Annotated in this window: 24 protein-coding genes; 13 read left to right on the top strand and 11 right to left on the bottom strand. The window is 51.1% G+C overall.

The genetic code is table 11. The features are described 5' to 3' along the window. Positions 1-55 precede the first annotated feature (55 nt). The 4 genes from ACIKP9_RS06715 to ACIKP9_RS06700 all read right to left on the bottom strand — a co-directional run bounded on the left by ACIKP9_RS06715 (position 56) and on the right by ACIKP9_RS06700 (position 3928). Positions 56-1066, bottom strand: coding sequence for a sulfate ABC transporter substrate-binding protein (locus tag ACIKP9_RS06715; RefSeq protein ID WP_400880867.1), 1011 nt, complete (start codon positions 1064-1066; stop codon positions 56-58). 24 nt (positions 1067-1090) lie between these two features. Beyond that, on the bottom strand, positions 1091-1291 hold the full coding sequence (locus ACIKP9_RS06710) for a YezD family protein (protein WP_400880865.1): 201 nt from the start codon (positions 1289-1291) through the stop codon (positions 1091-1093). A 169-nt stretch (positions 1292-1460) separates the two neighbouring features. Continuing rightward, positions 1461-3041, bottom strand: a complete 1581-nt coding sequence (locus tag ACIKP9_RS06705) for an alginate export family protein (RefSeq protein ID WP_400880863.1) — start codon at positions 3039-3041, stop codon at positions 1461-1463. Between the two features lie 320 nt (positions 3042-3361). Further along, a complete protein-coding gene (locus ACIKP9_RS06700) occupies positions 3362-3928 on the bottom strand; it encodes a cob(I)yrinic acid a,c-diamide adenosyltransferase (protein WP_400880861.1) in 567 nt (188 codons plus the stop codon). Between the two features lie 105 nt (positions 3929-4033). On the opposite strand from ACIKP9_RS06700, the gene murI reads away from it, so the two are divergent. Then, positions 4034-4855, top strand: a complete 822-nt coding sequence (murI, locus tag ACIKP9_RS06695) for a glutamate racemase (RefSeq protein ID WP_400880859.1) — start codon at positions 4034-4036, stop codon at positions 4853-4855. A 60-nt stretch (positions 4856-4915) separates the two neighbouring features. Here murI and ACIKP9_RS06690 read toward each other — a convergent pair whose 3' ends face one another. Then, a complete protein-coding gene (locus tag ACIKP9_RS06690; RefSeq protein WP_400880857.1) occupies positions 4916-5107 on the bottom strand; it encodes a zinc-finger domain-containing protein in 192 nt (63 codons plus the stop codon). 20 nt (positions 5108-5127) lie between these two features. Next, positions 5128-6048 (bottom strand): branched-chain amino acid transaminase, encoded by a 921-nt coding sequence (locus ACIKP9_RS06685; RefSeq protein WP_400881896.1) that lies wholly within the window; start codon positions 6046-6048, stop codon positions 5128-5130. Between the two features lie 248 nt (positions 6049-6296). Here ACIKP9_RS06685 and ACIKP9_RS06680 point away from each other — a divergent pair, with 248 nt between their 5' ends. From ACIKP9_RS06680 to ACIKP9_RS06625, 12 genes are all read left to right on the top strand, one after another. After that, positions 6297-6959, top strand: a complete 663-nt coding sequence (locus ACIKP9_RS06680) for an OmpW/AlkL family protein (RefSeq protein ID WP_400881894.1) — start codon at positions 6297-6299, stop codon at positions 6957-6959. Between the two features lie 161 nt (positions 6960-7120). Further along, complete coding sequence (locus tag ACIKP9_RS06675) at positions 7121-7630, top strand: SCO family protein (protein ID WP_400880855.1); 510 nt, start codon at positions 7121-7123, stop codon at positions 7628-7630. A gap of 82 nt (positions 7631-7712) precedes the next feature. Continuing rightward, positions 7713-9170 carry a cytochrome-c oxidase, cbb3-type subunit I gene (gene ccoN / locus ACIKP9_RS06670; RefSeq protein WP_230347918.1) on the top strand — a complete coding sequence of 486 codons (1458 nt, stop codon included), beginning with the start codon at positions 7713-7715 and terminating at the stop codon, positions 9168-9170. 41 nt (positions 9171-9211) lie between these two features. After that, positions 9212-9946, top strand: coding sequence for a cytochrome-c oxidase, cbb3-type subunit II (ccoO, locus tag ACIKP9_RS06665; RefSeq protein ID WP_400880853.1), 735 nt, complete (start codon positions 9212-9214; stop codon positions 9944-9946). Positions 9947-9958: 12 nt separating this feature from the next. Then, entirely contained in the window at positions 9959-10126 is a 168-nt protein-coding gene (locus tag ACIKP9_RS06660) for a cbb3-type cytochrome c oxidase subunit 3 (protein ID WP_230347916.1), read from the top strand. Between the two features lie 13 nt (positions 10127-10139). Next, entirely contained in the window at positions 10140-11081 is a 942-nt protein-coding gene (gene ccoP, locus ACIKP9_RS06655) for a cytochrome-c oxidase, cbb3-type subunit III (protein ID WP_230347915.1), read from the top strand. A gap of 91 nt (positions 11082-11172) precedes the next feature. Beyond that, on the top strand, positions 11173-12609 hold the full coding sequence (ccoG, locus tag ACIKP9_RS06650; protein ID WP_400880850.1) for a cytochrome c oxidase accessory protein CcoG: 1437 nt from the start codon (positions 11173-11175) through the stop codon (positions 12607-12609). A gap of 3 nt (positions 12610-12612) precedes the next feature. Next, the gene (locus ACIKP9_RS06645) at positions 12613-13410 is read left to right on the top strand and encodes a FixH family protein (protein WP_400880848.1); all 798 of its coding nucleotides are present in this window, start codon (positions 12613-12615) and stop codon (positions 13408-13410) included. Continuing rightward, the gene (locus tag ACIKP9_RS06640) at positions 13403-15823 is read left to right on the top strand and encodes a heavy metal translocating P-type ATPase (RefSeq protein WP_400880846.1); all 2421 of its coding nucleotides are present in this window, start codon (positions 13403-13405) and stop codon (positions 15821-15823) included. The genes ACIKP9_RS06645 and ACIKP9_RS06640 overlap by 8 nt, the downstream gene beginning before the upstream one ends. Positions 15824-16027: 204 nt before the next feature. Further along, a complete protein-coding gene (bfr, locus tag ACIKP9_RS06635) occupies positions 16028-16516 on the top strand; it encodes a bacterioferritin (protein WP_230347911.1) in 489 nt (162 codons plus the stop codon). Positions 16517-16526: 10 nt separating this feature from the next. Further along, complete coding sequence (gene bfr, locus ACIKP9_RS06630) at positions 16527-17006, top strand: bacterioferritin (RefSeq protein ID WP_400881892.1); 480 nt, start codon at positions 16527-16529, stop codon at positions 17004-17006. Between the two features lie 184 nt (positions 17007-17190). Beyond that, entirely contained in the window at positions 17191-17388 is a 198-nt protein-coding gene (locus tag ACIKP9_RS06625; RefSeq protein ID WP_400881890.1) for a (2Fe-2S)-binding protein, read from the top strand. A 76-nt stretch (positions 17389-17464) separates the two neighbouring features. On the opposite strand, the gene hmpA is transcribed toward ACIKP9_RS06625, so the two are convergent. The 5 genes from hmpA to gmhB all read right to left on the bottom strand — a co-directional run bounded on the left by hmpA (position 17465) and on the right by gmhB (position 21278). Then, complete coding sequence (gene hmpA, locus ACIKP9_RS06620) at positions 17465-18673, bottom strand: NO-inducible flavohemoprotein (protein ID WP_400880844.1); 1209 nt, start codon at positions 18671-18673, stop codon at positions 17465-17467. An 83-nt stretch (positions 18674-18756) separates the two neighbouring features. Further along, positions 18757-19206 (bottom strand): RrF2 family transcriptional regulator, encoded by a 450-nt coding sequence (locus ACIKP9_RS06615; protein ID WP_400880842.1) that lies wholly within the window; start codon positions 19204-19206, stop codon positions 18757-18759. Positions 19207-19311: 105 nt separating this feature from the next. Continuing rightward, positions 19312-20022, bottom strand: a complete 711-nt coding sequence (locus tag ACIKP9_RS06610; protein WP_400880840.1) for a M48 family metallopeptidase — start codon at positions 20020-20022, stop codon at positions 19312-19314. After that, positions 20022-20732 (bottom strand): lysophospholipid acyltransferase family protein, encoded by a 711-nt coding sequence (locus tag ACIKP9_RS06605; protein ID WP_400880838.1) that lies wholly within the window; start codon positions 20730-20732, stop codon positions 20022-20024. Before ACIKP9_RS06605 ends, ACIKP9_RS06610 begins: the two co-directional genes overlap by 1 nt. 3 nt (positions 20733-20735) lie before the next feature. After that, complete coding sequence (gene gmhB / locus ACIKP9_RS06600; RefSeq protein WP_400880836.1) at positions 20736-21278, bottom strand: D-glycero-beta-D-manno-heptose 1,7-bisphosphate 7-phosphatase; 543 nt, start codon at positions 21276-21278, stop codon at positions 20736-20738. Positions 21279-21307 lie beyond the last annotated feature (29 nt).

The raw sequence follows: 21307 nt of genomic DNA, 5'->3' as shown, positions 1-21307 counted from the left end.
CTGCTGGCGGTGCCAGGTTGTGCTTGGCGCCGCCCGTTAATCAAGAAATTAAGGTTTATTGTTGGTAAATCTGATCAAAGGTACCGCCATCAGCAAAATGCGTTTTTTGCGCTTTTTGCCAACCACCAAAAGCTGAATCAATCGTCACCAGCGTCAATTTAGGGAAAAACTTCTCATATTTCTTGGCGACTGAGTCCAGGCGAGGACGGTAATAGTTTTTGGCGGCAATCTCTTGGCCTTCTTCGCTATATAGGTGCTCAAGATAGGCCTCTGCTACTTTGCGAGTGCCACGCTTATCGACGACCTTGTCGACGACAGAAATGGAGGGCTCAGCTAGGATGGAAAGTGACGGAGCGACAATCTCAAACTTGTCGGGCCCAAGCTCTTTCTGCGCCAAGAAAGCTTCGTTTTCCCATGCCAGCAGTACATCGCCGATGCCACGCTCTACAAAGGTAGTGGTAGCGCCGCGAGCACCAGAATCAAGAACCGGTACGTTCTTCAGAATCTTGCCAATGAATTCGCGGGTCTTGGCTTCATCGTTATTGAATTTCTTCTGGCCATATGCCCAGGCTGCCAAGTAGTTCCAGCGTGCGCCACCGGATGTCTTGGGGTTGGGTGTGACTACCTTGATGCCAGGTTTGATCAGGTCGTCCCAATCCTTGATGTTCTTTGGGTTGCCTTTACGCACCAGAAAAACAATCGTGGAGGTATAGGGGGAGCTATTGTCAGGCAGGCGGGTAATCCAGTCCTTGTTGACCAGCTTGCCTTTCTCTGCCAATGCATCCACATCGTAGGCCAATGCCAGAGTGACGACGTCGGCCTGCAAGCCATCAATCACGGAGCGGGCTTGTTTGCCCGAGCCGCCATGAGAAGCTTTGATGGTGACCTTATCGCCTGTTTTTGCTTGCCAGTATTTGGCAAATGCACTGTTGTATTCCTGATAAAGCTCCCGGGTCGGGTCGTAGGAGACATTCAATAAGGTGACATCAGCAGCCAATACCGTCAGCGAGCTGCTTAATGCGGTCAGGGTGAGGAGGCTGGCCAAGTGAGGTAAAAAACGTTTCATGCAACAATCCTTTTTATTATCGATTTAGTGATTAGCCGCGCTTTGCAGGGCGGGCTTAATTTTTTGAGTGTCACTGTTGAAGCGCACTTTTTCTCGACGCTCTATCTGTGTCACCCGCCCATCGTGTACGGTGATTTCAATCGAGCCAAAACGCAGTAGGTCAATTGAACGCAGAATTTCCTGAATCACGTCATCGTTGGGTTTCTGTTTGGATTCGTGTGACATACCTTTGCCCTTGGCTGTGTTCAATGAGTAGGTGCACTGTAGCAAGGTTATTAAATAGTTAAAAATAATTTGTTTTTATATTTTTATATATTTTATGGAATATTGAGGTGTAAAAAAACCGGCAGCCATGGGCTGCCGGTTAAGTGGAGGTATACCTGAGTAGTAGCGATTAGAAGGCGCTGACTGTCAATTCAACATAGAAGAAGTTGGAAGAGTCTTTGCGATCCGCGGTTGCTGCAGCGTTTTTGATAAAGTCACCACCCTTGAAATAGGCGTAGCCTACGTTGGCTGATACTTGTTTGACGACAGGGAAGCGCACGCGGATATCCCATTCCTCGCCGAGATCACGGCCACTGTTTCCAGTGGCATCTCTCAGGTTATTACCCGCACCCCAGCGATCAGTGGCGTTATCAAGCTTATACCAACTATAACCGGTATCGATATTGACCCCGGTGAAAGGGCTGAACTCGGCGCGTATCTTGGTGGCATTGATGTTTTCCATTTGGATGTAATCATTGCTAGACCATGGACGGGCAAAGCCGAACAGTCGGTCAAAGCGTTCGTTCGTACCTGTGCTGGAGTTTTTATCGCCACTAGCTACACCGTAGTTTGCGCTGAAGCGTGGTTTCCATGCATGGTCAGCGGTATAGCCAATTTCGGCAATATAAGAGTAGGCACGATAATCACGCTTGGCCGTAGGGGTTCTGTCTTCCTCACCCCATTGGCGATAGTAGCTGGCATCGTAATCAAACCCGGTCTGGCCGATCAGGCCATAGCCACGCAAGCCAGCAGTGTGTATTTCTCTATCCTTGAAATCATTGACGCCGGTCACTCTGGCACCGGAAGCGTTGTATTTCACTTCATCGCCATCTTGCTTGAGATAGAAGTATGAAGGAGACAGCGTAATGACATCAGACCATTTGCGCCAATCGAATACAGCACCATAAAACCATTGTGCCTTGTCGCGCTGATTAAGTTGCTCGGTGAAGCGCACGATAGGCTGTAACGCAAACAGATCCAGCTCCCAGTCGTTCTTGTGCTGGCCGAAGGTGGCGCGCACGCCTTGGAATGTGTTTGTTGTATTACGCCATTCGTTACGTGCGATTAAGCGGCGATCAAGCTGTTCAAATGCCATACGGCCAGCCTTGATGCTCACCGGGCGATCATTACCGAGATCATCCTTGCCTAAACCATCCTTGAAGAACAGTTCTGCATAAGCCTGGATAGGTTCTGCCAAGTCGACATCGCGGTTATCACGGGCGAAGTTGCTGTGGTTGCGACGCGCATCTTCGGCTTCCAGCGTGAAACGTAATGGATCAAATTTATTGCGCACGGCTACATAAATACGTGAACGTAACAGGAAAGGTTCGTCGGTGACGTTAACGCCTCGGCGGAAGTCGTTTTCACGGTTTTCGTAGCGGAAGCGATAGTCTGCGCCCACATCTAACCAGTCAATATCGGTATATTTCTTTAACCAGGTTTTTTCAATGGGTTTCACAAAGCGTGGAGGCTCTGTCTCACGTTGCGTTCCATAAGCACGAGGTGCTACCCAATAGCCTTTTTCGGCTTTTTTTGCCAAGGCTGCCTCGGCTGCAATCTCAGCTTTGCGAGCCTTGATGCGTGCTTGTTGATCTATTTCTTCCGCTGAAAGTGCGGTGTTTGCGGCCTCTTCGGCAGCATAGCTGAGTCCTGCCGTGAGCGTAATGCCGCTGGCAATCAATAGCTGGATAAGCCCAGTTTTATTGAACAAGATAAATCTCCCTGATTGTTGTGTCGCTTCCAGTAGACTGGTGAGCGAGCCTTGCTTATGAACAAGTGTGCTGTTTAACCGCTGGTGATACAGTAGGTATTAAAGGTGGCTAGAGGGTAACGTGGTGCCAGCGCATAGCCTTAGCGGGATGTAGCCTGACAGATCAGGTGATGACTCTGGTCACTGATAAGACCTAATATAAATGCCCAGATTGATATCGACATGATGTAGACGTTCTTTAAAAGTGCGCAGCAAAAGATAGCTCGCACTTTAGCAATGATGTTTAATAGTTAAAAATACTTTTTTTTTATATTTTTATATTATTTTTCTATATTGCTGTGCGAGCGTTGCTTTTGCCACAACACATCGCTTTGACCGGCGGCTTGATTAAGATAACGTGCGATGACGAACAGCAGGTCGGAGAGGCGATTGAGATAAGGTAATGCAGCAGGCGAGGTTGCATGTTGACGATGCAGGGCAAGCAGGACTCGCTCTGCACGGCGGCAGATAGTGCGCGCCATATGGCAGAGTGCTGCGGGGCGTGTGCCGCCAGGTAAGATAAACTCCTTGAGTGGTGGCAGCTGGGCATTGAGCGTGTCCAATATTTCCTCTAAAGCCGTCGCACGGTCAGCTTGCAATAATTGGAAGCCAGGGATAGATATTTCACCACCTAAATCAAAAAGATCGTGTTGAATGTGCACTAAAGCATCCTTGATTTGCTCAGGTAGTGGTTCAGCAAGCAAAATGCCCAAGGCGGCATTCAGCTCATCAATACACCCCATTGCCTCTACCCTTAGGCTGTTCTTCTCAACGCGGCTGCCATTGCCCAGGCCTGTCGTGCCGTCGTCGCCGGTGCGTGTATAGATTTTGCTTAAGCGGTGACCCATGTTCATCCTTATTGAAGCGATGAGTCGTATTGTAAAGCAATGCGCCTGCTGGCTCCTCAGCGTAGGCTTGGGTAAACTATCTGGATATTCACTTTTTTATAGATCGTGCCTTACTCATCAACACTTGCTGCGGGAAAACCAGAACTGCCATCTGCAATTGGAATCTTTGATTCCGGGGTCGGTGGTCTGAGTGTATTGCGACATATTCATGAGCAATTACCCAGGGAGTCCCTACTGTACTTTGCGGACTCACTGCACGCGCCTTATGGACCTAAATCCCAAGCTTTTATTATCGAGCGTTCTCGTACCATTGCCCGGTTCCTGATAGCGCATGGAGCAAAAGCGATCGTTGTGGCTTGTAATACGGCAACCGCTGCTGCGATTCACTCGCTCAGGCAAGAGTTGGACTTGCCGATTATTGGGATGGAGCCTGCAGTGAAGCCCGCAGTAGCTGCGACGCGTACTGGTGTTGTGGGGGTATTGGCAACGACGGGGACACTGCAAAGCGCACAATTTGCTGCTTTGCTGGAAAACTACGGGAAAAATATCAAGATTGTCACCCAGGCCTGCATTGGCTTGGTTGAGTGTGTCGAGCAGGGTGAGTTAACTTTTGAAACAACGCGTGCACTGATCGCTAGATATGTCCAGCCGCTCATTGATGCAGGAGCCGACACGATTGTACTGGGATGTACGCACTATCCTTTTGTAAAGCCCCTGATTGCCGAGATAGCGGGGCCTGATGTCGTGTTGATTGATACGGGCGAGGCAGTGGCTAGGCAGGTGCGTCACCGATTGCATGAGGGCGCTTTGCTCAGTGGTTCCTCTCTATCGGGAGAGATCAAGTGTTGGACCAATAGTCCTGACAGTAGTGCGTCCCAGCTCATCCAGAGGTTGCATGGCGGGGAGATCACGATTGAGTGCTTGTGAAATCAGCAATGGATGTTGCAAGGAGTAAAAATAAAGCCGGACATGTCCGGCTTTATTGCATTAATGCTGGGCGATGGTTTCGCCTGCTTTTAATTTATATTTAGTCCCGCAATAAGGGCAGGCAACGTGCCCATTGGCAGCAATATCAAGGAATACCCGGGGATGCGAACACCAAAGCGCCACCTCCTTGGTTGGACAATGCAAGGGCAAGTCTTTTGCAGTGACCTCAATTTCCTTGATATCTGTTGCCATATAGAAATCTTTTCCTTGAGTTAGACCAGGGTGAGCCAGCCGATATGCTCTGGAGAGCGGCCATGGACTACGTCAAAATACTTCGACTGTAGCTTCTCGGTGATTGGGCCGCGTGTGCCGGTACCAATCGCACGGTTGTCCAGTTCACGGATTGGCGTTACTTCTGCCGCAGTACCCGTGAAGAAGGCTTCATCTGCTGAGTAAACTTCATCGCGTGTGATGCGCTTCTCAATGATCTGGTAGCCAAATTCGGTGGCCAGTTGCACAACGGTGTCGCGTGTAATGCCTTCCAGGGCACTGGTTAAATCTGGCGTGTAGATCTTGTTGTTGCGGATGATGAAGATATTTTCACCTGAGCCTTCGGCAACAAAGCCATCGACATCCAGTAACAAAGCTTCATCATAGCCATCTTGGGCTGCTTCCTGATGTGCCAGGATGGAGTTCATATAGTTGCCATTGGCTTTCGCTTTGCACATGTGGATGTTGACGTGATGGCGGGCAAAGGACGAAGTCTTGACGCGGATACCGTGCTTGATGGCATCGTCACCCATATAGGCGCCCCATTTCCATGCAGCCACTATCACGTGGGTAGACAGAGTCTTGGCGGAAATGCCCATGGCTTCTGCGCCATAAAATGCCATTGGACGCATGTAGCCTGATTCAAGATTGTTTTCACGGATCGCGGCTTTTTGCGCTTCCAGCAGGGTTGCCTTGTCGAAAGGCATCTTCATGCCCAGGATGTGGGCGGAGCGGAATAGGCGATCAGTATGATCCTGCAGGCGGAAGATTGCAGTGCCTTTGTCTGTTTTATAGGCACGTACACCCTCAAAGACACCCATGCCATAGTGCAATGTATGGGTCAGTACATGTGTGGTGGCATCGCGCCAGGGTACCATTTTTCCATCATACCAAATCAGACCATCGCGGTCGGCCATCGACATCTTTGCTTCTCCGTTACCAAGTGCTGTCAAAAACGCCCATTGTACGCGCAAGGCCTTGTATTTGAATAGCGGGTTTTCTGATTTTGTTGCCATGGAACACAGTGGTTTGTGAGGGATGCAGTTAGATAATATGGCTCCTAAATAAGTTGAGTAAATTGATAGGTTATTAACCACTTTTAAATTATGGTTAATGGGGGTAGAATGAATTCCATAAATTTTTTGTGGTTAATAATAAAGCGAGAGATATGATGAAACTGAAGCAAAGTGTTCTGTTGGTATGCGCCTTGTTGTCCCCTTTGGCTGCGATGGCAGAGGCTGGGGATTGGGTGATTCGTGCGCGGGCAGTGAATGTGAGCCCGAACGAAAGTAGTGATCTGGGCAAGTATCTGAATCGAGAGGCTGGTGCTGGTGCTGGCTCCAAGCTGGAAGTGAATGACCAAGTGATTCCTGAGTTGGATGTTTCTTATTATGTTACTAAGAATATTGCGCTGGAGTTGGTGCTTGCTTTGGGTACCCGTCATGATGTAAGTATTAAGGGCGCTAATGGTGTAGCGAGTGAGAATCTGGGTTCTGTGAATTTGTTGCCGCCAACATTGACTGCTCAGTGGCACTTCCGTCCTGATCAAACATTTGATCCATATGTTGGCGCTGGTATTAACTATACTCGCTTTATGGATAATGGATTGCACACTAATCAGCTTGGTGGGCAAGACATTCGCGTTGAGCGCAATAGTTGGGGGCCTGCCCTGCAAGCTGGTTTCGATATCAACCTCAAGGATGGTTGGTTGCTGAATGCTGATGTGAAGTATTTGTGGATTGATACCGATGTGAAGCTGAAGAATGGCCCCAAGATTGATAGCTTGGATATTAATCCATGGGTCATCGGTTTTGGTTTTGGTAAGCGCTTCTAAAAGCCTGCTCGCGCATCAATTCCTGATGCGCGGTTTGGCATAACTTGCCTGATGGCCGATAATCCTATGGATTGTCGGCTATGGGTATGTGGATGATGTTGAGATGTTGTTTGTTCGCGCTTTTTTTACTGTTAGCTGGATGTGGGCAGGATCAGCGTGATTTGGATTTGTTTGGTGCGGATATTAGCGATAAGGCGCTGACCGGGGCGTTTGCCTTGATGGATCATGAAGGCAATGTGCGCCATCTTGATGACTTCAAGGGGAGGGTGGTTGCCGTATTTTTTGGATACACGCATTGTCCGGATGTGTGCCCAACTACCATGCTTTCCATGGCTAATGCGATGAAGTTGCTGGGTAAGGATGCAGGGGAGGTGCAGGTGCTGTTCGTGACTGTTGACCCTGAGCGCGATACGCAGGCGGTGTTGGCTGAGTATGTACCGTTCTTTGATAAGCGCTTTATAGGGCTGTATGGAACGCCTGAGCAGTTGAAGCAAGCCGCCAGAAATTACAAGGTGGTATATGCCAAGAGGCAGGCTGATGCGGGAGATGCTTATACCATGGATCATAGTGCGGGGGTGTATGTGGTTGATCGCGCAGGAAAAGTACGGGCCTACTTGAAGCATGATGAAACACCCGAGCAGCTGGCGCATGATATTACCCAATTTTTTTAGGGTTTTTCTTGTCCAGGGGCTTGGATAAAGAATATAATTTTGCGGTTTTTTACAAATAGACTTTTAGATGAGGAGTGCGACCATGGCAACGGCAAGCATTGCGTCTGCTGGTGTTGGTACTAGCGAGCAATATAACTACGATATTATTCGCAAGTTCGCCATCATGACCTTGATCTGGGGTGCGATTGGTATGTTCGTTGGCGTGTATATCGCCTCCGAGTTGGCCTTTCCGTTCCTGAATTTTGATAGCCCATACATCACATTTGGTCGCTTGCGCCCAGTGCATACCAGCGGTGTGATCTTTGGTTTCGGTGGTAGTGCCTTGTTCGCCACTTCTTATTATGTTGTTCAGCGTACCTGCCAGGCCCGATTGTTCGGCGGTGAAGGCTTGGCTAATTTCACTTTCTGGGGCTGGCAAGCAGCGGTGGCGTTGTCTGCACTCGGATATATGTTCGGCTATACGCAAGCGCGTGAGTATGCCGAAATGACATGGCCAGTTGATTTGCTGATTCTGTTCGTCTGGGTAGCTTACTTGGCGATCTATGTCGGCACCTTGCTTAAGCGTAAGCAGCCTCACATCTATGTTGCCAACTGGTTCTACCTGGCATTCATTCTTGCAACGGCATTGCTGCACATTTTCAATAACCTGCAAGTGCCTGTGAAGTTGTTCTCCCTTGAGTCCTATAGCTTGTTTTCTGGCACTCAGGATGCGATGACCCAGTGGTGGTATGGTCACAATGCAGTGGGCTTCTTCCTGACTGCGGCGTTCTTGGGCATGATGTACTACTTCGTTCCGAAGCAAGCTGGTCGTCCAGTGTATTCCTATCGCTTGTCCATCCTGCACTTCTGGGCAATTATCTTCCTCTACATGTGGGCTGGTGCGCACCACTTGCATTGGACAGCTCTGCCTGATTGGACTGGTACGCTTGCTGCGACCTTCTCCATCATGCTGTTGTTGCCATCCTGGGGCGGTATGATCAACGGCATCATGACCTTGTCTGGTGCTTGGGACAAACTGCGTACAGATCCTGTGATCCGCTTCCTCATCGTGGCATTGTCCTTCTACGGTATGTCTACCTTTGAAGGTCCGATGATGTCGCTCAAGGATGTGAATGCCCTATCTCACTATACTGATTGGACTGTAGGTCACGTGCACTCTGGTGCATTGGGCTGGGTTGCGATGATTACTTTCGGCAGTATGTACCATCTGGTTCCACGTATCTGGAACACACAGATGTACAGCTTGCGCCTGATCAATGTCCATTTCTGGCTGGCTACTATCGGTGTGCTGCTTTACATCACCGCGATGTGGATCTCCGGCATCATGCAGGGTCTGATGTGGCGTGCTTTTGATGACTTCGGCAACTTGCAGTATTCCTTCGTGGAATCTGTTGCCCAGATGCATCCGTTCTACGTCATGCGTGCATTGGGTGGGGTGTTCTTCCTGACTGGCATGATCATCATGTGCTACAACATGTTCAGGACCATCCGTCAGGGCAGTACGGCTGCCCACGCAGGCCTCAATGTAGCGGCTGCCTAATCGGCGCTTGATTGTAAAGAGACGAGTTACTGGAGTTATTCATGAAGCATGACAAAATTGAGCGCAACCTAGGTATCTTGCTGGTGTTTACCATGCTGGCCATTAGTGCAGGCGGCATGGTGGAGATCATCCCACTGTTTTTCATCAAGGAGACAGTGGAAAAGGTGGAAGGCGTGCGTCCTTATACCCCTCTTGAGCAGCGTGGCCGTGATATTTATACCCGTGAAGGTTGTTATCTCTGCCATTCGCAGATGATTCGTCCTTTCCGTGATGAAGCATTGCGCTACGGTCATTATTCCCTGGCAGCTGAATCCAAGTATGACCATCCGTTCCAGTGGGGTTCCAAGCGTACTGGCCCTGATTTGGCTCGCGTTGGTGGTAAGTATTCCAATGATTGGCATACGCAACATTTGATCGCGCCTCGCTCGCTGGTACCCCAGTCCGTGATGCCTAACTACCCATGGTTGGCGAGCACCGAACTCAAGTATGACGATATCCAGGATCGGATGAAGGCTTTACGTCGTGTTGGTGTTCCTTATTCCAACAGTCAGGTGGAATACGAGCGCAATGTGAAGGAATTCGGTGAGACTGTCGCCAAACAGTTGCACATTCCTGATGCGGAGAAGAACCTAGTCGCACAGGCGCAATTGGGTAATTATGATACCGATCCAAGCAATATCAGCGAAATGGATGCCTTGGTGGCCTATTTGCAGGTGCTGGGTACCATGGTTGATTTCAAGAAATATGATGACGATTATTTCGTCAAGTTCCGCTAAGGGGTAAAGACGATGGAATGGTTGCTATGGTTCACTCGTTTCGAAAACACCAAGCCTTTGTCCTTGGCGATTTTCTTCCTCGTGTTCTGCGGCATCTTGTTCTATGTCTTCGGAAGCAAAAAGCGTGGCGAGAGGCTGGAAAGCCACAAGAATATTCCGCTGCAAGATGACGAAATCTAGTTAGGAAAGCATTATGAGTCAGGATAAGGCTACTACGACAACACCAAAAACCACTGGCCATAGCTGGGATGGGATTGAGGAGTACACCAACCCGTTGCCTTCATGGTGGATTTGGGGTTTTTATATTACTTTCATTTTTACCGTGGTTTACTGGTTGCTCTATCCGGCATGGCCGATTGGCGACAAGTTCACCAAGGGGGTTCCTGGGCTGCATACCATTACCTATACCGCTACTACGGTGGATGGCAAGGAAGTGGAGAAGACTTCTCACTGGAACATGCGTGCCAAGTTCATGCATGAAATGAACGAGATGCAAGCAACCCAGAAGCAATGGTTCGACAAGGTGGCTGCGATGCCCTTTGAGGACGTATCCAAGGATGCTGAGTTGATGCAGTTCGTGAACTCTGCGGGTAAGACATTGTTTTCTGATAACTGCGCTCCTTGCCATCAGTCTGGCGGCCAGGGCAAGATTGGTTTTTCTCCTAACCTGACCGATGACCATTGGCAGTTTGGCGGTACTTATGCTGAAATCAATCAGACTATTGACCATGGACGTCGCGGTTTCATGCCTGCGTTCAAGGAAGTGCTGAACGAGCAGCAAATTACCCAACTTGCCAATTATGTATTGAGCTTGTCTGGTGAGCCTCACGATGCGAGCCAGGCAACAGCTGGCGCGCAGTTGTTCAAGAGCGAGGAAGCTGGTTGCTACTATTGCCATGGTGCCGATGCCAAGGGCAATACCCAAATGGGTTCGGCTAACCTGACAGACAAGATCTGGCTCTGGGCTGATGTGGGTGGCAAGACTGGTCAAGAAGCCAAGCTGGCTGAAGTTAAGCGTGTCATTACTGCTGGTTTGGATCGTGGTGTCATGCCAGCCTGGGGTGGTCGCTTGAAGCCAGAACAAATCAAGCTCTTGACTGTCTATGTGCATGACAGCCTAGGTGGTGGCCGTTAAGGCGCATGGAGGTTGAATAAAGGCTCACGGTTGCGTGGGCCTTTATTTCTTGGAGTGTTGCATTTTTGAGGGGTGGTGTGTCACCAGCGTTATGGAAGCAACCAGTTCGACCAGCAGTACTAACAAATCCCCGCTTCTAAACCGGCAGATCCCGATTGTCACGCGTTCGGTGAAAGGTAAGTTTCGTACCTTCAAGACCGCGGTGATGGTGATTGCCTATTCAGTGTATTTCCTGTTGCCGTGGTTGCCGTGGTCGCGCAACAGTGCCGCAAGCCAGGCAGTGTTATTTGACCTGGAATCGCGTCGTTTCTTTATTTTTAACTTGGTGGTATATCCACAAGATATCTTCTGGCTGGCGGTGCTGCTATTCATTGCTGCCGCATTGTTATTCTTTACTACAGGTTTGATCGGCAGGGCATGGTGCGGCTATTTCTGCTTCCAGACTTTGTGGACAGATCTTTTCATCATGATTGAGCGCATGATTCAGGGAGAGCGGCCTGCACGCTTGCGCTTGCTAAAGCAGCCCTGGAACGCCGAGAAAATCCTCAAGATGGGTAGCTCGCATGGGCTGATGATACTGATTTCGTTCTGGACTGGGGTGACGTTTGCCTGTTATTTCACCTATGCCCCGGATTTCATACCACGCTTGTTCAGTGGTACGGCTGCTGAAGCCGGATATATCACGGTCATTGTCCTGACCATCACGACTTATGTTGCTGCGGGTTTGTCACGAGAGCACATTTGTACATTGGCTTGCCCATATGCCAGATTCCAGGGTGTCATGTATGAACAGGAGACGCTGGCCGTTGCCTATGATACACGGCGCGGGGAAGGTAGCGCTGGCCGTAAGGCGCCTGCCAAGGGCTTGCGTACACGCGAGGAGCGTCAAGCAGCAGGGCATGGAGATTGTATTGACTGTGGTTTTTGTGTGCAGGTTTGCCCAACGGGGATCGATATACGCGATGGTTTGCAGTACCAATGTATTTCTTGCGGTTTGTGTATTGATGCATGCAATAACATTATGGACTCGATTGGTTCTCCACGAGGTCTGATCCGTTATGATTCAGAGCAGAACATCGCTAGTCCCGCGCCACACAAGCCGCGCCTAGAGTGGAAGCGTCCGAAGGTATTGGGGTACGCTTCAGCACTAATAGTGGCCACAATCATCTTGTTCTACAACATTGGCACTCGCAACGATACCGAGGCGAATGTGCAGCAAATCAGGCAGCCGCTATTTGTCATGTTGTCGGATGGTAGCGTGCGCAATCGTTACCAGATCAATATCGCCAACAAGAGTGAGTTCGAGCAGCGTTATGAGCTCAAGGTGCAGGGTATTCCTGCTGCTGCGCTAGATCTTGGCAATATCCCGGAAATCCGTGTGCGCGCGGGTAAGAGCTTGAGCTTGAATGCCAAGGTTGACCTAGCCAGCGAAATCGCGCGTAATACTAAAGAGTTCTCGTTTGTCATTATCCCGACGATCGCAGATGCCGAGCCCGTTGTGGTGAAAACTAATTTCAATAGTCATTGATACATGCTTAAGCTGATTCCTGTGTTATCCATCGCCGAAACCTTATTCGGCGGCCTGATCTTTGCCATTGGGCTTTACTTCCTGCTGCGTGTTCTCAGGGTTGCCAATTTCTGGGCCGCTGTGTTGAGTGGTGCAATTCCGTTTGTCCTGTATATCGTGTACAGCACCCAGCATTGGGCAGGGGGCGATGTGCTGGCTATCCACTTTGCGGTGTTCTTGGCGAATGCCGGCTTGCTGGGCGTGTTTGGTAGCATGAAACAGAACAAGCAAACCATGCATTGGGGCCCCAAAATCATTATTGGTTTCTTTATCTGCCTGGTGATTTCCAATGCGATCTTGCTGTCAGTCGCAGGACGTGGCTTGCCACAAAGCCTGACCTCCATGTTCCTGCCCAGCCCGGAGAATCAGCGTGTGCATACTGCTTTCCCCGGCATCATGCCGCATGATCGCAACAAGAGTTATCAACCTCATCTTGAGCAATTGCAGCAACAACAGGCTTTGGGCTGGCAATTAAAGTTGATTGGTGCGGATACCTTGAGCCCAGGCAAGCAGCAGCAGATGTTGGTGCAAGTGCGCGACGAGCATGGCAATGCCGTGACGCAGGCCGAAGTCACGCTGAATTTCTGGCGCATGGCGAATAGCCGTGACGACAAGGTTTACCCGCTTGTAGAGCAGGCTGGGGGCGAATATGCGGCAGATGTGCTGCTACCCGACTCGGGCCGCTGGGTCGCCGAGGTGTTAGTCAAGCAGGGTGACCAACGCTACCGCAAGCAGGAGTCGCTATTCATCGGCGATGAATAAGCCGCCAGACATGGAGGCAGCTTGCTACCATTGCGGGTTGCCTGTTCCAGGCAACACTCATTTCCACGCTAGCATCCTGGGTGAGCGCCGAAGGATGTGCTGCCATGGTTGCCAGGCTGTGGCGGAATCCATTGTTGAGAATGGCCTGGAAAGCTATTACCAGCATCGTACCGAGCTGCCTCAAACCGCTGATGAACTGGTGCCTGAAGAGCTACGCCAGCTTGAACTCTATGATCATCCAGAAGTGCAGAAAAGCTTTGTGCATGATGAATCTGGCGATGTATTGGAAGCCTCGCTGATTCTGGAAGGCATTACCTGTGCCGCTTGCATCTGGCTGAACGAACGCCATTTACAGCAGTTGGATGGCGTTGTATCCGCTTCCATCAATTACTCGTCTCATCGCGCACGAGTACGTTGGGATGACCGCAAAATCCGCCTGAGCCATATCCTCACAGAAATACGTAAATTGGGCTATCACGCCCATCCATTCAGCGCCCAGCAACAAGAGGCGGTGCGTGAACAGCAACGTCGACAGGATTTTCGCCGATTGGCGATTGCGGGCCTGTCTGCCGCACAAGTCATGATGGTGGCGGTTGCATTCTATGCCGGGCCTGCTCAGGGTCTTGAGCCCGCCACCGAACAATTGCTGCGCTGGTTCAGCTTGGTGATGACGCTGCCAGCGATGATCTATTCAGCCTGGCCTTTTTATCAGTCAGCCTGGCGCAGCATCACGCATCGTAGCGTAGGCATGGATGTGCCGATAAGCCTGGGGCTAGTGACTGGTTTTATTGGCAGCGTCTGGGTGACGTTCCAGGGGCAGGGTATCGTCTATTACGACACGCTGACCATGCTGATTTTCTTCTTATTGGCGACACGCTACTTGGAGCGGCATGCGCGCGAGAAATCTGTAGAGGCGGCAGAAAACCTGCATCGCCTGATTCCTCCCATGGCGACCAGGCTGGATGAACAGCAGCAAGCGAGTATTGTGCCTTTGCATGATTTGCGCGTGGGAGACACCTTGTTAATTAAGCCGGGAGAGGCCATTGCCGGTGATGGTGTCGTAACACAAGGCGAAAGCCAGGTGGACGAGGCCCTGCTGACTGGTGAAAGCCATCCGGTTCCCAAGCAGCCTGGTGCTTATGTCTATGCAGGTAGCGTCAATTATGAAAGCCCGCTACAGGTAAAGATCACAGGCCTGGGTGAGCAAACGGTGATTGCAGGAATTGCGCGTCTGCTGGATAGGGCGCAGGCTGAAAAGCCACGGCTGGCAAGAGTGGCAGATCAAGTGGCCATCTATTTCACCACGGTTCTCTTGCTGGCTGTCATCGTGATCGGACTGGCTTGGTGGTGGATTGCATCTGAGCGTTGTTTTGAAATTATCCTGGCGGTACTGGTTGTCAGTTGCCCATGCGCGTTATCGCTCGCGGCGCCTGCGGCATTTGCTGCCGCCGGGTCACATTTGGTTGGTCGCGGGGTCTTGCTGACACGGGGCCATGCGCTGGAATCGCTGGCCAGGGTCACGCATGTCGTGTTCGATAAGACGGGTACATTGACCATGGGGCATCCGCGTATTACCAATACCATGACCTATCAAGGCGCGGATGCCAGTGAGATGTTACGTATTGCGGCCAGCTTGGAGCAAGCCTCGGAGCATCCGCTGGCGCGTAGTTTCACGGATGCCGTACCTGCCACAGAGCGTTATGTCGTGCTGGAGGCCAATAACCAGCCTGGGCGTGGCTTGAGTGGAGAAGTGCTTGGCAAGCGCTACTTTATTGGCAACATGGCGCTCAATTCTCAATTGGTCTATCCGGAGATTGCAGGCCTGGAGCCTGGAGCCAGTATTGTGTGGTTGAGTGATGCGCAGCAGGTGCTGGCAGCATTTGTGTTGGCAGATACCATGCGGCCAGGTGTCACGGCGCTGATCGATCAGCTCAAGGCGCGCAAGATTGCCGTGTCAATATTGAGTGGGGATACGGCCTCCAGCGTACAGCACTTTGCTGCTATCGCTGGAATTGGCGATTGGCAGGCAGGCTTGACGCCAGAAGGCAAGTTGACGGCCCTGCGTGATATGCAGCAGCGTGGCGATGTTGTGGCGATGGTGGGTGATGGTATTAACGATGCCCCGGTATTGGCTGGTGCCCAGGTATCGTTTGCCATGGGTAACGGCACGCAAATGGCGAGGGCTTCTGGCGATATCGTGCTGCTGGGTGAGAGCCTCCAAGAGATAGAGCATGCCCTGGCGACCGGTCGATTTACTGTCAGTGTGGTGCGCCAGAACTTTACTTGGGCATTGGTATATAACGCCGTGGCATTGCCATTTGCCGCCACGGGCTTGATCGCACCGTGGATGGCCGCCATCGGTATGTCTGTCAGCTCCTTGATCGTCATCCTCAACGCATTGCGCTTGCGATAGCGTAGCTTCTAACCTGCTGCAGTATTTCCTCTTGCTCCTGTCGCGAAAGTGACTTGTTCTCGGCTAATACGAAGAATGATTCTTGTTGGTATTTTTCTTTATAAAATCATTAAAAATCAATAATTTATATAAAAATATTCCTATCTTTTTACTCATGCCTTGGGTATGATGCCTTCCATTGAGAAACCGCTTATGGAGTGCGCGATGAAAGGCGATAAAAAAATCATTGATACCCTGAATGAATTACTGGCAGGGGAGCTAACGGCAGTGGATCAATACCTGCTACATGGCGAAATGTATGCGGATTTTGGCCTTGGGCATCTAGCGCAGAAAACCTTGCATGAATCTGACCACGAGCGTCAGCATGCGCGTGCCATTATTCAGCGTATCTTGTTCCTGGAGGGTAAGCCCAACCTGGAAAAGCGTCATGGCCTGACAACAGGAAAAACCGTGACCGAGATGCTCAAGTCTGATCTGGCGCTGGAATACAAGGTGGTGAGTGATCTCAAGGCTGCCATGGCGCAATGTGAAAAGACGGGTGATTATGTCACGCGCGATATGTTGCTGCTGCAACTGGATGATACTGAAGTCGATCATGCCTACTGGCTTGAAAAACAATTGCGCCTGATCGGGATGGTTGGCTTGGAAAATTATCTGCAAAGTCAGATGGGCTCTGACGCGGCATCTGTATAAGGAGAAAATGATGAAGGGCGATAAAAAGATAATCGACATCCTGAACAAGGTGCTGAAGAATGAGTTGACTTCCATCAATCAATATTTCCTGCATGCCCGTATGTTCCGTAACTGGGGGCTGGAAAAGCTCAACGACTACCAATACAAGCAATCCATTCGCGTGATGAAAGAAGCGGATGAGTTGATTGAGCGCATTCTGTTCCTGGATGGCTTGCCTAATCTACAAAACCTCGGCAAGTTGCTGATTGGTGAAAATGTCGTGGAATGCTTGCAGGGCGATCTCAAGTATGAGAGGGAAATTCACCGTCCCTTGTTGATCGAGGCTATTGCGTTGTGCGAAGAGCTACAGGATTATGTCAGCCGCGACTTGCTGGAAGAGTTGTTGGAAAAAAGCGAGGCCGCTATTGATTGGTTGGAAACCCAGCACAGCCTGATTGCCGACGTGACATTGCCCAACTATCTGCAAGCGCATATGGAAGTGGCAGACTGAGATTGACCATATCTTTCTGAAAAAACCGCAGCTTTGCTGCGGTTTTTTTATGCGCGCGATAGTGAGATGGTGGTGATGCGCCGGGCAGGAATTCTTCTTGACAAGTAAATGTCTTAAAAACGATAATGGTTATCGTTTGTTAACGCATCTTGATTTCGCAAGAGAAAGTATCTGGTCGTTTCATATGTACGTCTGTGTGTGTCGTGCTGTTACTGATCGCCAAATTCTCCAGGCCGCCCGGGATGGAGCTAGCAGTCTCAAAGACTTGAGGCGTGAATTGGGCGTGGCTACCGAGTGTGGTCAATGTGCCAGTTGCGCCAAGCAATGCCTGCGTGAGGCCCATCAAGGCAGTGATGCCGCCATGCCTATCAGCTTCGCCTGACTAGGTGTCATGATCAAAGCATCGGCAGGATTGCTCCCGCCGATTATGTCAATTCACACCTGAATTTCTTACAATCTTAAAGCAAGTGATCCAGCAGATCGGGCCCAAATACTTCCCGATGTATGCGCTGTGGATCCACGCCAGCATCAAGTAATTGTGAGCGTTGCGCCTGCATGAACCCGAGCGGGCCACACATGTAGATATCTGCCGTTTTTAAAGCTTGCGGCCATAAAGTGGTGATATCCATCAGCCCCTGATGTACACCACCTATGCCACCATGAGCGCCTTCCAGTGTTTCGTAGAATAAAGCCGTCGAGAGTGAGGACATGCGGCTCTTGGCTTCTTGCAAATCTAACGCATGGCTTTGCCAAGCTGGACTACGTGCGGCATGCGCGAAGAACACTGGGCGCTGTGGTGCCAAGTCACGGACGGTATTGAGCATGGATAGCATAGGGGTAATGCCGATTCCGGCGGAGAGCAATATGAGTGGTTGTTCGCTCGCGACAGGGTCTAGCACGAAGTCGCCAAATGCAGGTGTCACCTGCAATAAGTCGCCGACTTCGACCTCATCATGTAGCCAATTGGAGAGGCGGCCTTGTGGTTTGCCCGCATCTTGCTCACGCTTGATGGAGATGCGCCACCATGGTGCTGCTGTGGAGTCCGACAAGCTGTATTGTCTAAGTTGCTTGCTGCGCCCTTCGTCAAACTGCATTTCCACGCTGACGTATTGTCCCGGCAGGAAATCTCCAGGCTTACGGCCATCTGGATGTTGCAAGTAAATTGAAACAATGTGTTCTGACTCAAATACCTTGCGGGCAACCTTGAGTGGCATTAACGCGCCTGCCGTGGTGGCGGTCGTGGCGTAGAGCGTCTTTTCTTCCTCAATAAGCAGGTTTGCCAGCAACCAATAAGCCTCGCCCCATGCCGCTAGCAATTCATCCGTCGCAGCGTCTCCCAGCACCTGCTTGATAGCTCCCAGCAAGTGTTCGCCGACGATGGGGTAGTGTTCAGGCTTGATGCCTACGGCGGCATGTTTGTGCACGATACGTTTAACCACCGGGGCCAGTGCAGCAGGATTGTCGATATTGGCAGCATAAGCAAACACGGCAGAGGCCAGCGACTGTTGCTGGACGCCGCTGGCTTGATTGCCCATATTGAACAGGTTCTGCAGTTCTGGGTGGCTACCCAGCATATTCTGGTAAAAGGCCTTGGTGATCGTCAGGCCGTGCTCACGTAACACTGGGACGCTGGCTTCAATATAGGGGCGGGCGGTGGCAGAAAGCATAGTGGTTCCTTATGTTGTATATAAAATGAAACAATTAATGCAGAAAAAAAGCGATCAATCGCACAGGTTTTTTCTATCCCTGATTAATGTAATTCGGCCAAATGATGTTGCTGCAGCCTGATGATGACATTGGCGGTATGGTCGTGGATCACGTCTGCGAGGGTATAGGTGTCCATGTGTTCGTAAAAAGCATTCAATCCTAAGTCCAGGGCGTGCTTGAGGCCGCATTGCCCTTTGAGCGGGCAGGGTGGTTCCTGGCAGTTCACCAGTGAAGTGCTGCCTTCCAGTATTCGGATTGCCTGCCCAAGGCGTAATGAGGCTGGGTTGATGCCAAGGCGCAAGCCACCATTGGGGCCGCGTGTTGTCTGGATCCAGCCAGTTTTATTGATAAAGGTGACGACCTTGATCAGGTGATTACGCGGAATATTGAATTGCGTGGCGATTTCACTGATGGTGATGGGCTTGTCGCGTTCATATTGGGAAACGTACATCAGTACGCGTAAGCCAAGATCGGTGAATTTTGTCAGCTGCATGTCGCGCAGTATAAGATTGTTTATTTGTATATGCAACAATAAAGGCAGCAAAAATTTCAAGGCTGATGGAGGGGCGCAAGTGCTGAATTGGCCTGAGCGCTTGGCTTAGCCAAGGCGATACAAGGCTTGGGAGCAGGCCTTCAAGCCTTGTTCTGCGGCAGGGTAGTCAGGATGAATCTTGGCGACAACGGCCCAGAAGCGTGCGGAGTGATTCATCTCGCGTAGATGAGCAAGCTCATGCGCGATGACATAGTTAATCAACGCAGGTTGCGCCTGGATCAAGCGCCAATTTAGCCTGACCTTACGCCTGGAGTTACAGCTGCCCCAGCGAGTCTTCGCGTTAGAGAGAAAGAGAGCGGGTGTTGGTTCACCCAATTTGGCAGCCAGAATGTGCAGGCGCCTGGCAAAATCCAGCATAGCCTCTTTTTGCAGCCAATGAATGACCTTGCGTGCAATCATGACTTGGTCATGGATATTACTCGTCGCAATTTGTAAGGTATTGCCCTCCAGCTTGGGCTGGCTGTTGCGTGTGGATGGGAGGATACGCAAGATGAGTGGCTGGCCGAGTAATTGCAACTCTGCACCATCGCGCCAACTGAATGCAGGCAAGGTGGCAGCTTGCCTGGCTTTGAGCTTGGTGCTGATCCAGCGGGCCTTGCTGCGCAGCAAGGCCTCCAGGTCAACCTGGCGGATGCGTAAGGGGGCATGCACAACCAAACCATCCGTGGTGATCTTCATGCCAATGGTGCGCCGGGCGCGGCGCTCAAGCAGGTAGGGGATATTCTCCCCATTGGGCAGTGCCAGGATGTGCTGCATTATTTGCGGTCCAGCAAGCGCATTTCCTGTTCTATCCAGTCTTCAACACGCTGATTGAGCACATCAGCCTTGATACCTGCTGTTTCAATAGGCTTGCCTATGCTCAGCGTAATCGTGCCTGGGCGCTTGAGGAATGAGTTTTTCCCCCAGTATTCCCCTGCATTGTGTGCCACGGGGACGACTGTGCTCTTGCTATGCGTTGCCAGCCAGGCACCACCAATATGGTATTTGCCGCGTGTGCCGGGAGCCACACGCGTACCCTCGGGGAAGATCACGACAAAAAAGCCTTGTTTCAGGCGCTCCTTGCCCTTGGCGACCAATTGTTTGAGCGCTTCGCGCCCGGCAGCGCGGTTGATCGCGATGGGCGAAGTCAAGGCCAGGCCCCAGCCGAAAAAGGGGATCCATAACAGTTCACGCTTGAGTACCCAGACTTGCGGCGGAAAAATCTGCTGTAGTGCCAGGGTTTCCCAGGCGGATTGGTGTTTACAGAGGATGACGCTGGGATGGTCGGGAATATTCTCGCGACCAAGCACCCGGTAGCGCAAGCCGCAGGTAATGCGTAGCCACCAGAGCATGCTGCGTGCCCAGCCGCTGATCAAGATATAGCGTGTGCGACGCGGTAAAGGGAAAGTGAGCAGTGAGAGCGTGGTGAAGATGGGAGTGAAGATCCACATCCCCAGTGCATAAAGAAACGATCGGATATAAATCATGGTTTAACCAAGTTCGGTGATGATGCGGCGTGCTGCATCGGCCAGGTCGTCGCAGACCCAGGTGTTATCGGGCATGCCGCCGGCAGCCAGTGTCTTCTCGCCTTTGCCGGTGCGTACCAGGATGGTTTGAGCACCGAACGCGGCGCTGGCTTGCAGGTCGCGCAGTGAGTCGCCTACGCTGGGCACGCCTTTGAGGTCCATGCCGAAACGCTTGCTGATTTCTTCTATCATGCCGGATTTTGGTTTTCGGCAATTGCAGTTGGCATCGGCAGCATGTGGGCAATAAAACAATGCATCAATGCGACCGCCGAATTGCGCAAGTGCTTTATGCATTTTGTCATGAATGGCATTGAGCGTGGCCATGTCGAACAGGCCGCGCCCGATGCCGGACTGGTTGGTTGCCAGTGCCACACGGTAGCCGCGTTGATTGAGCAAGGCGATAGCCTCCAGGCTGCCAGCGATAGGCTTCCATTCATCGGGGCTCTTGATGAATTGGGCGCTGTCGTGGTTGATCACCCCGTCACGGTCAAGAATGACAAGTTTCATGATGGTTTCCGCTCAGGCTGCAATGACAC

Source organism: Methylobacillus methanolivorans (assembly GCF_044751345.1).
Lineage (GTDB): Bacteria > Pseudomonadota > Gammaproteobacteria > Burkholderiales > Methylophilaceae > Methylobacillus > Methylobacillus methanolivorans.
This window is presented reverse-complemented; position numbering and strand designations above follow the sequence as displayed.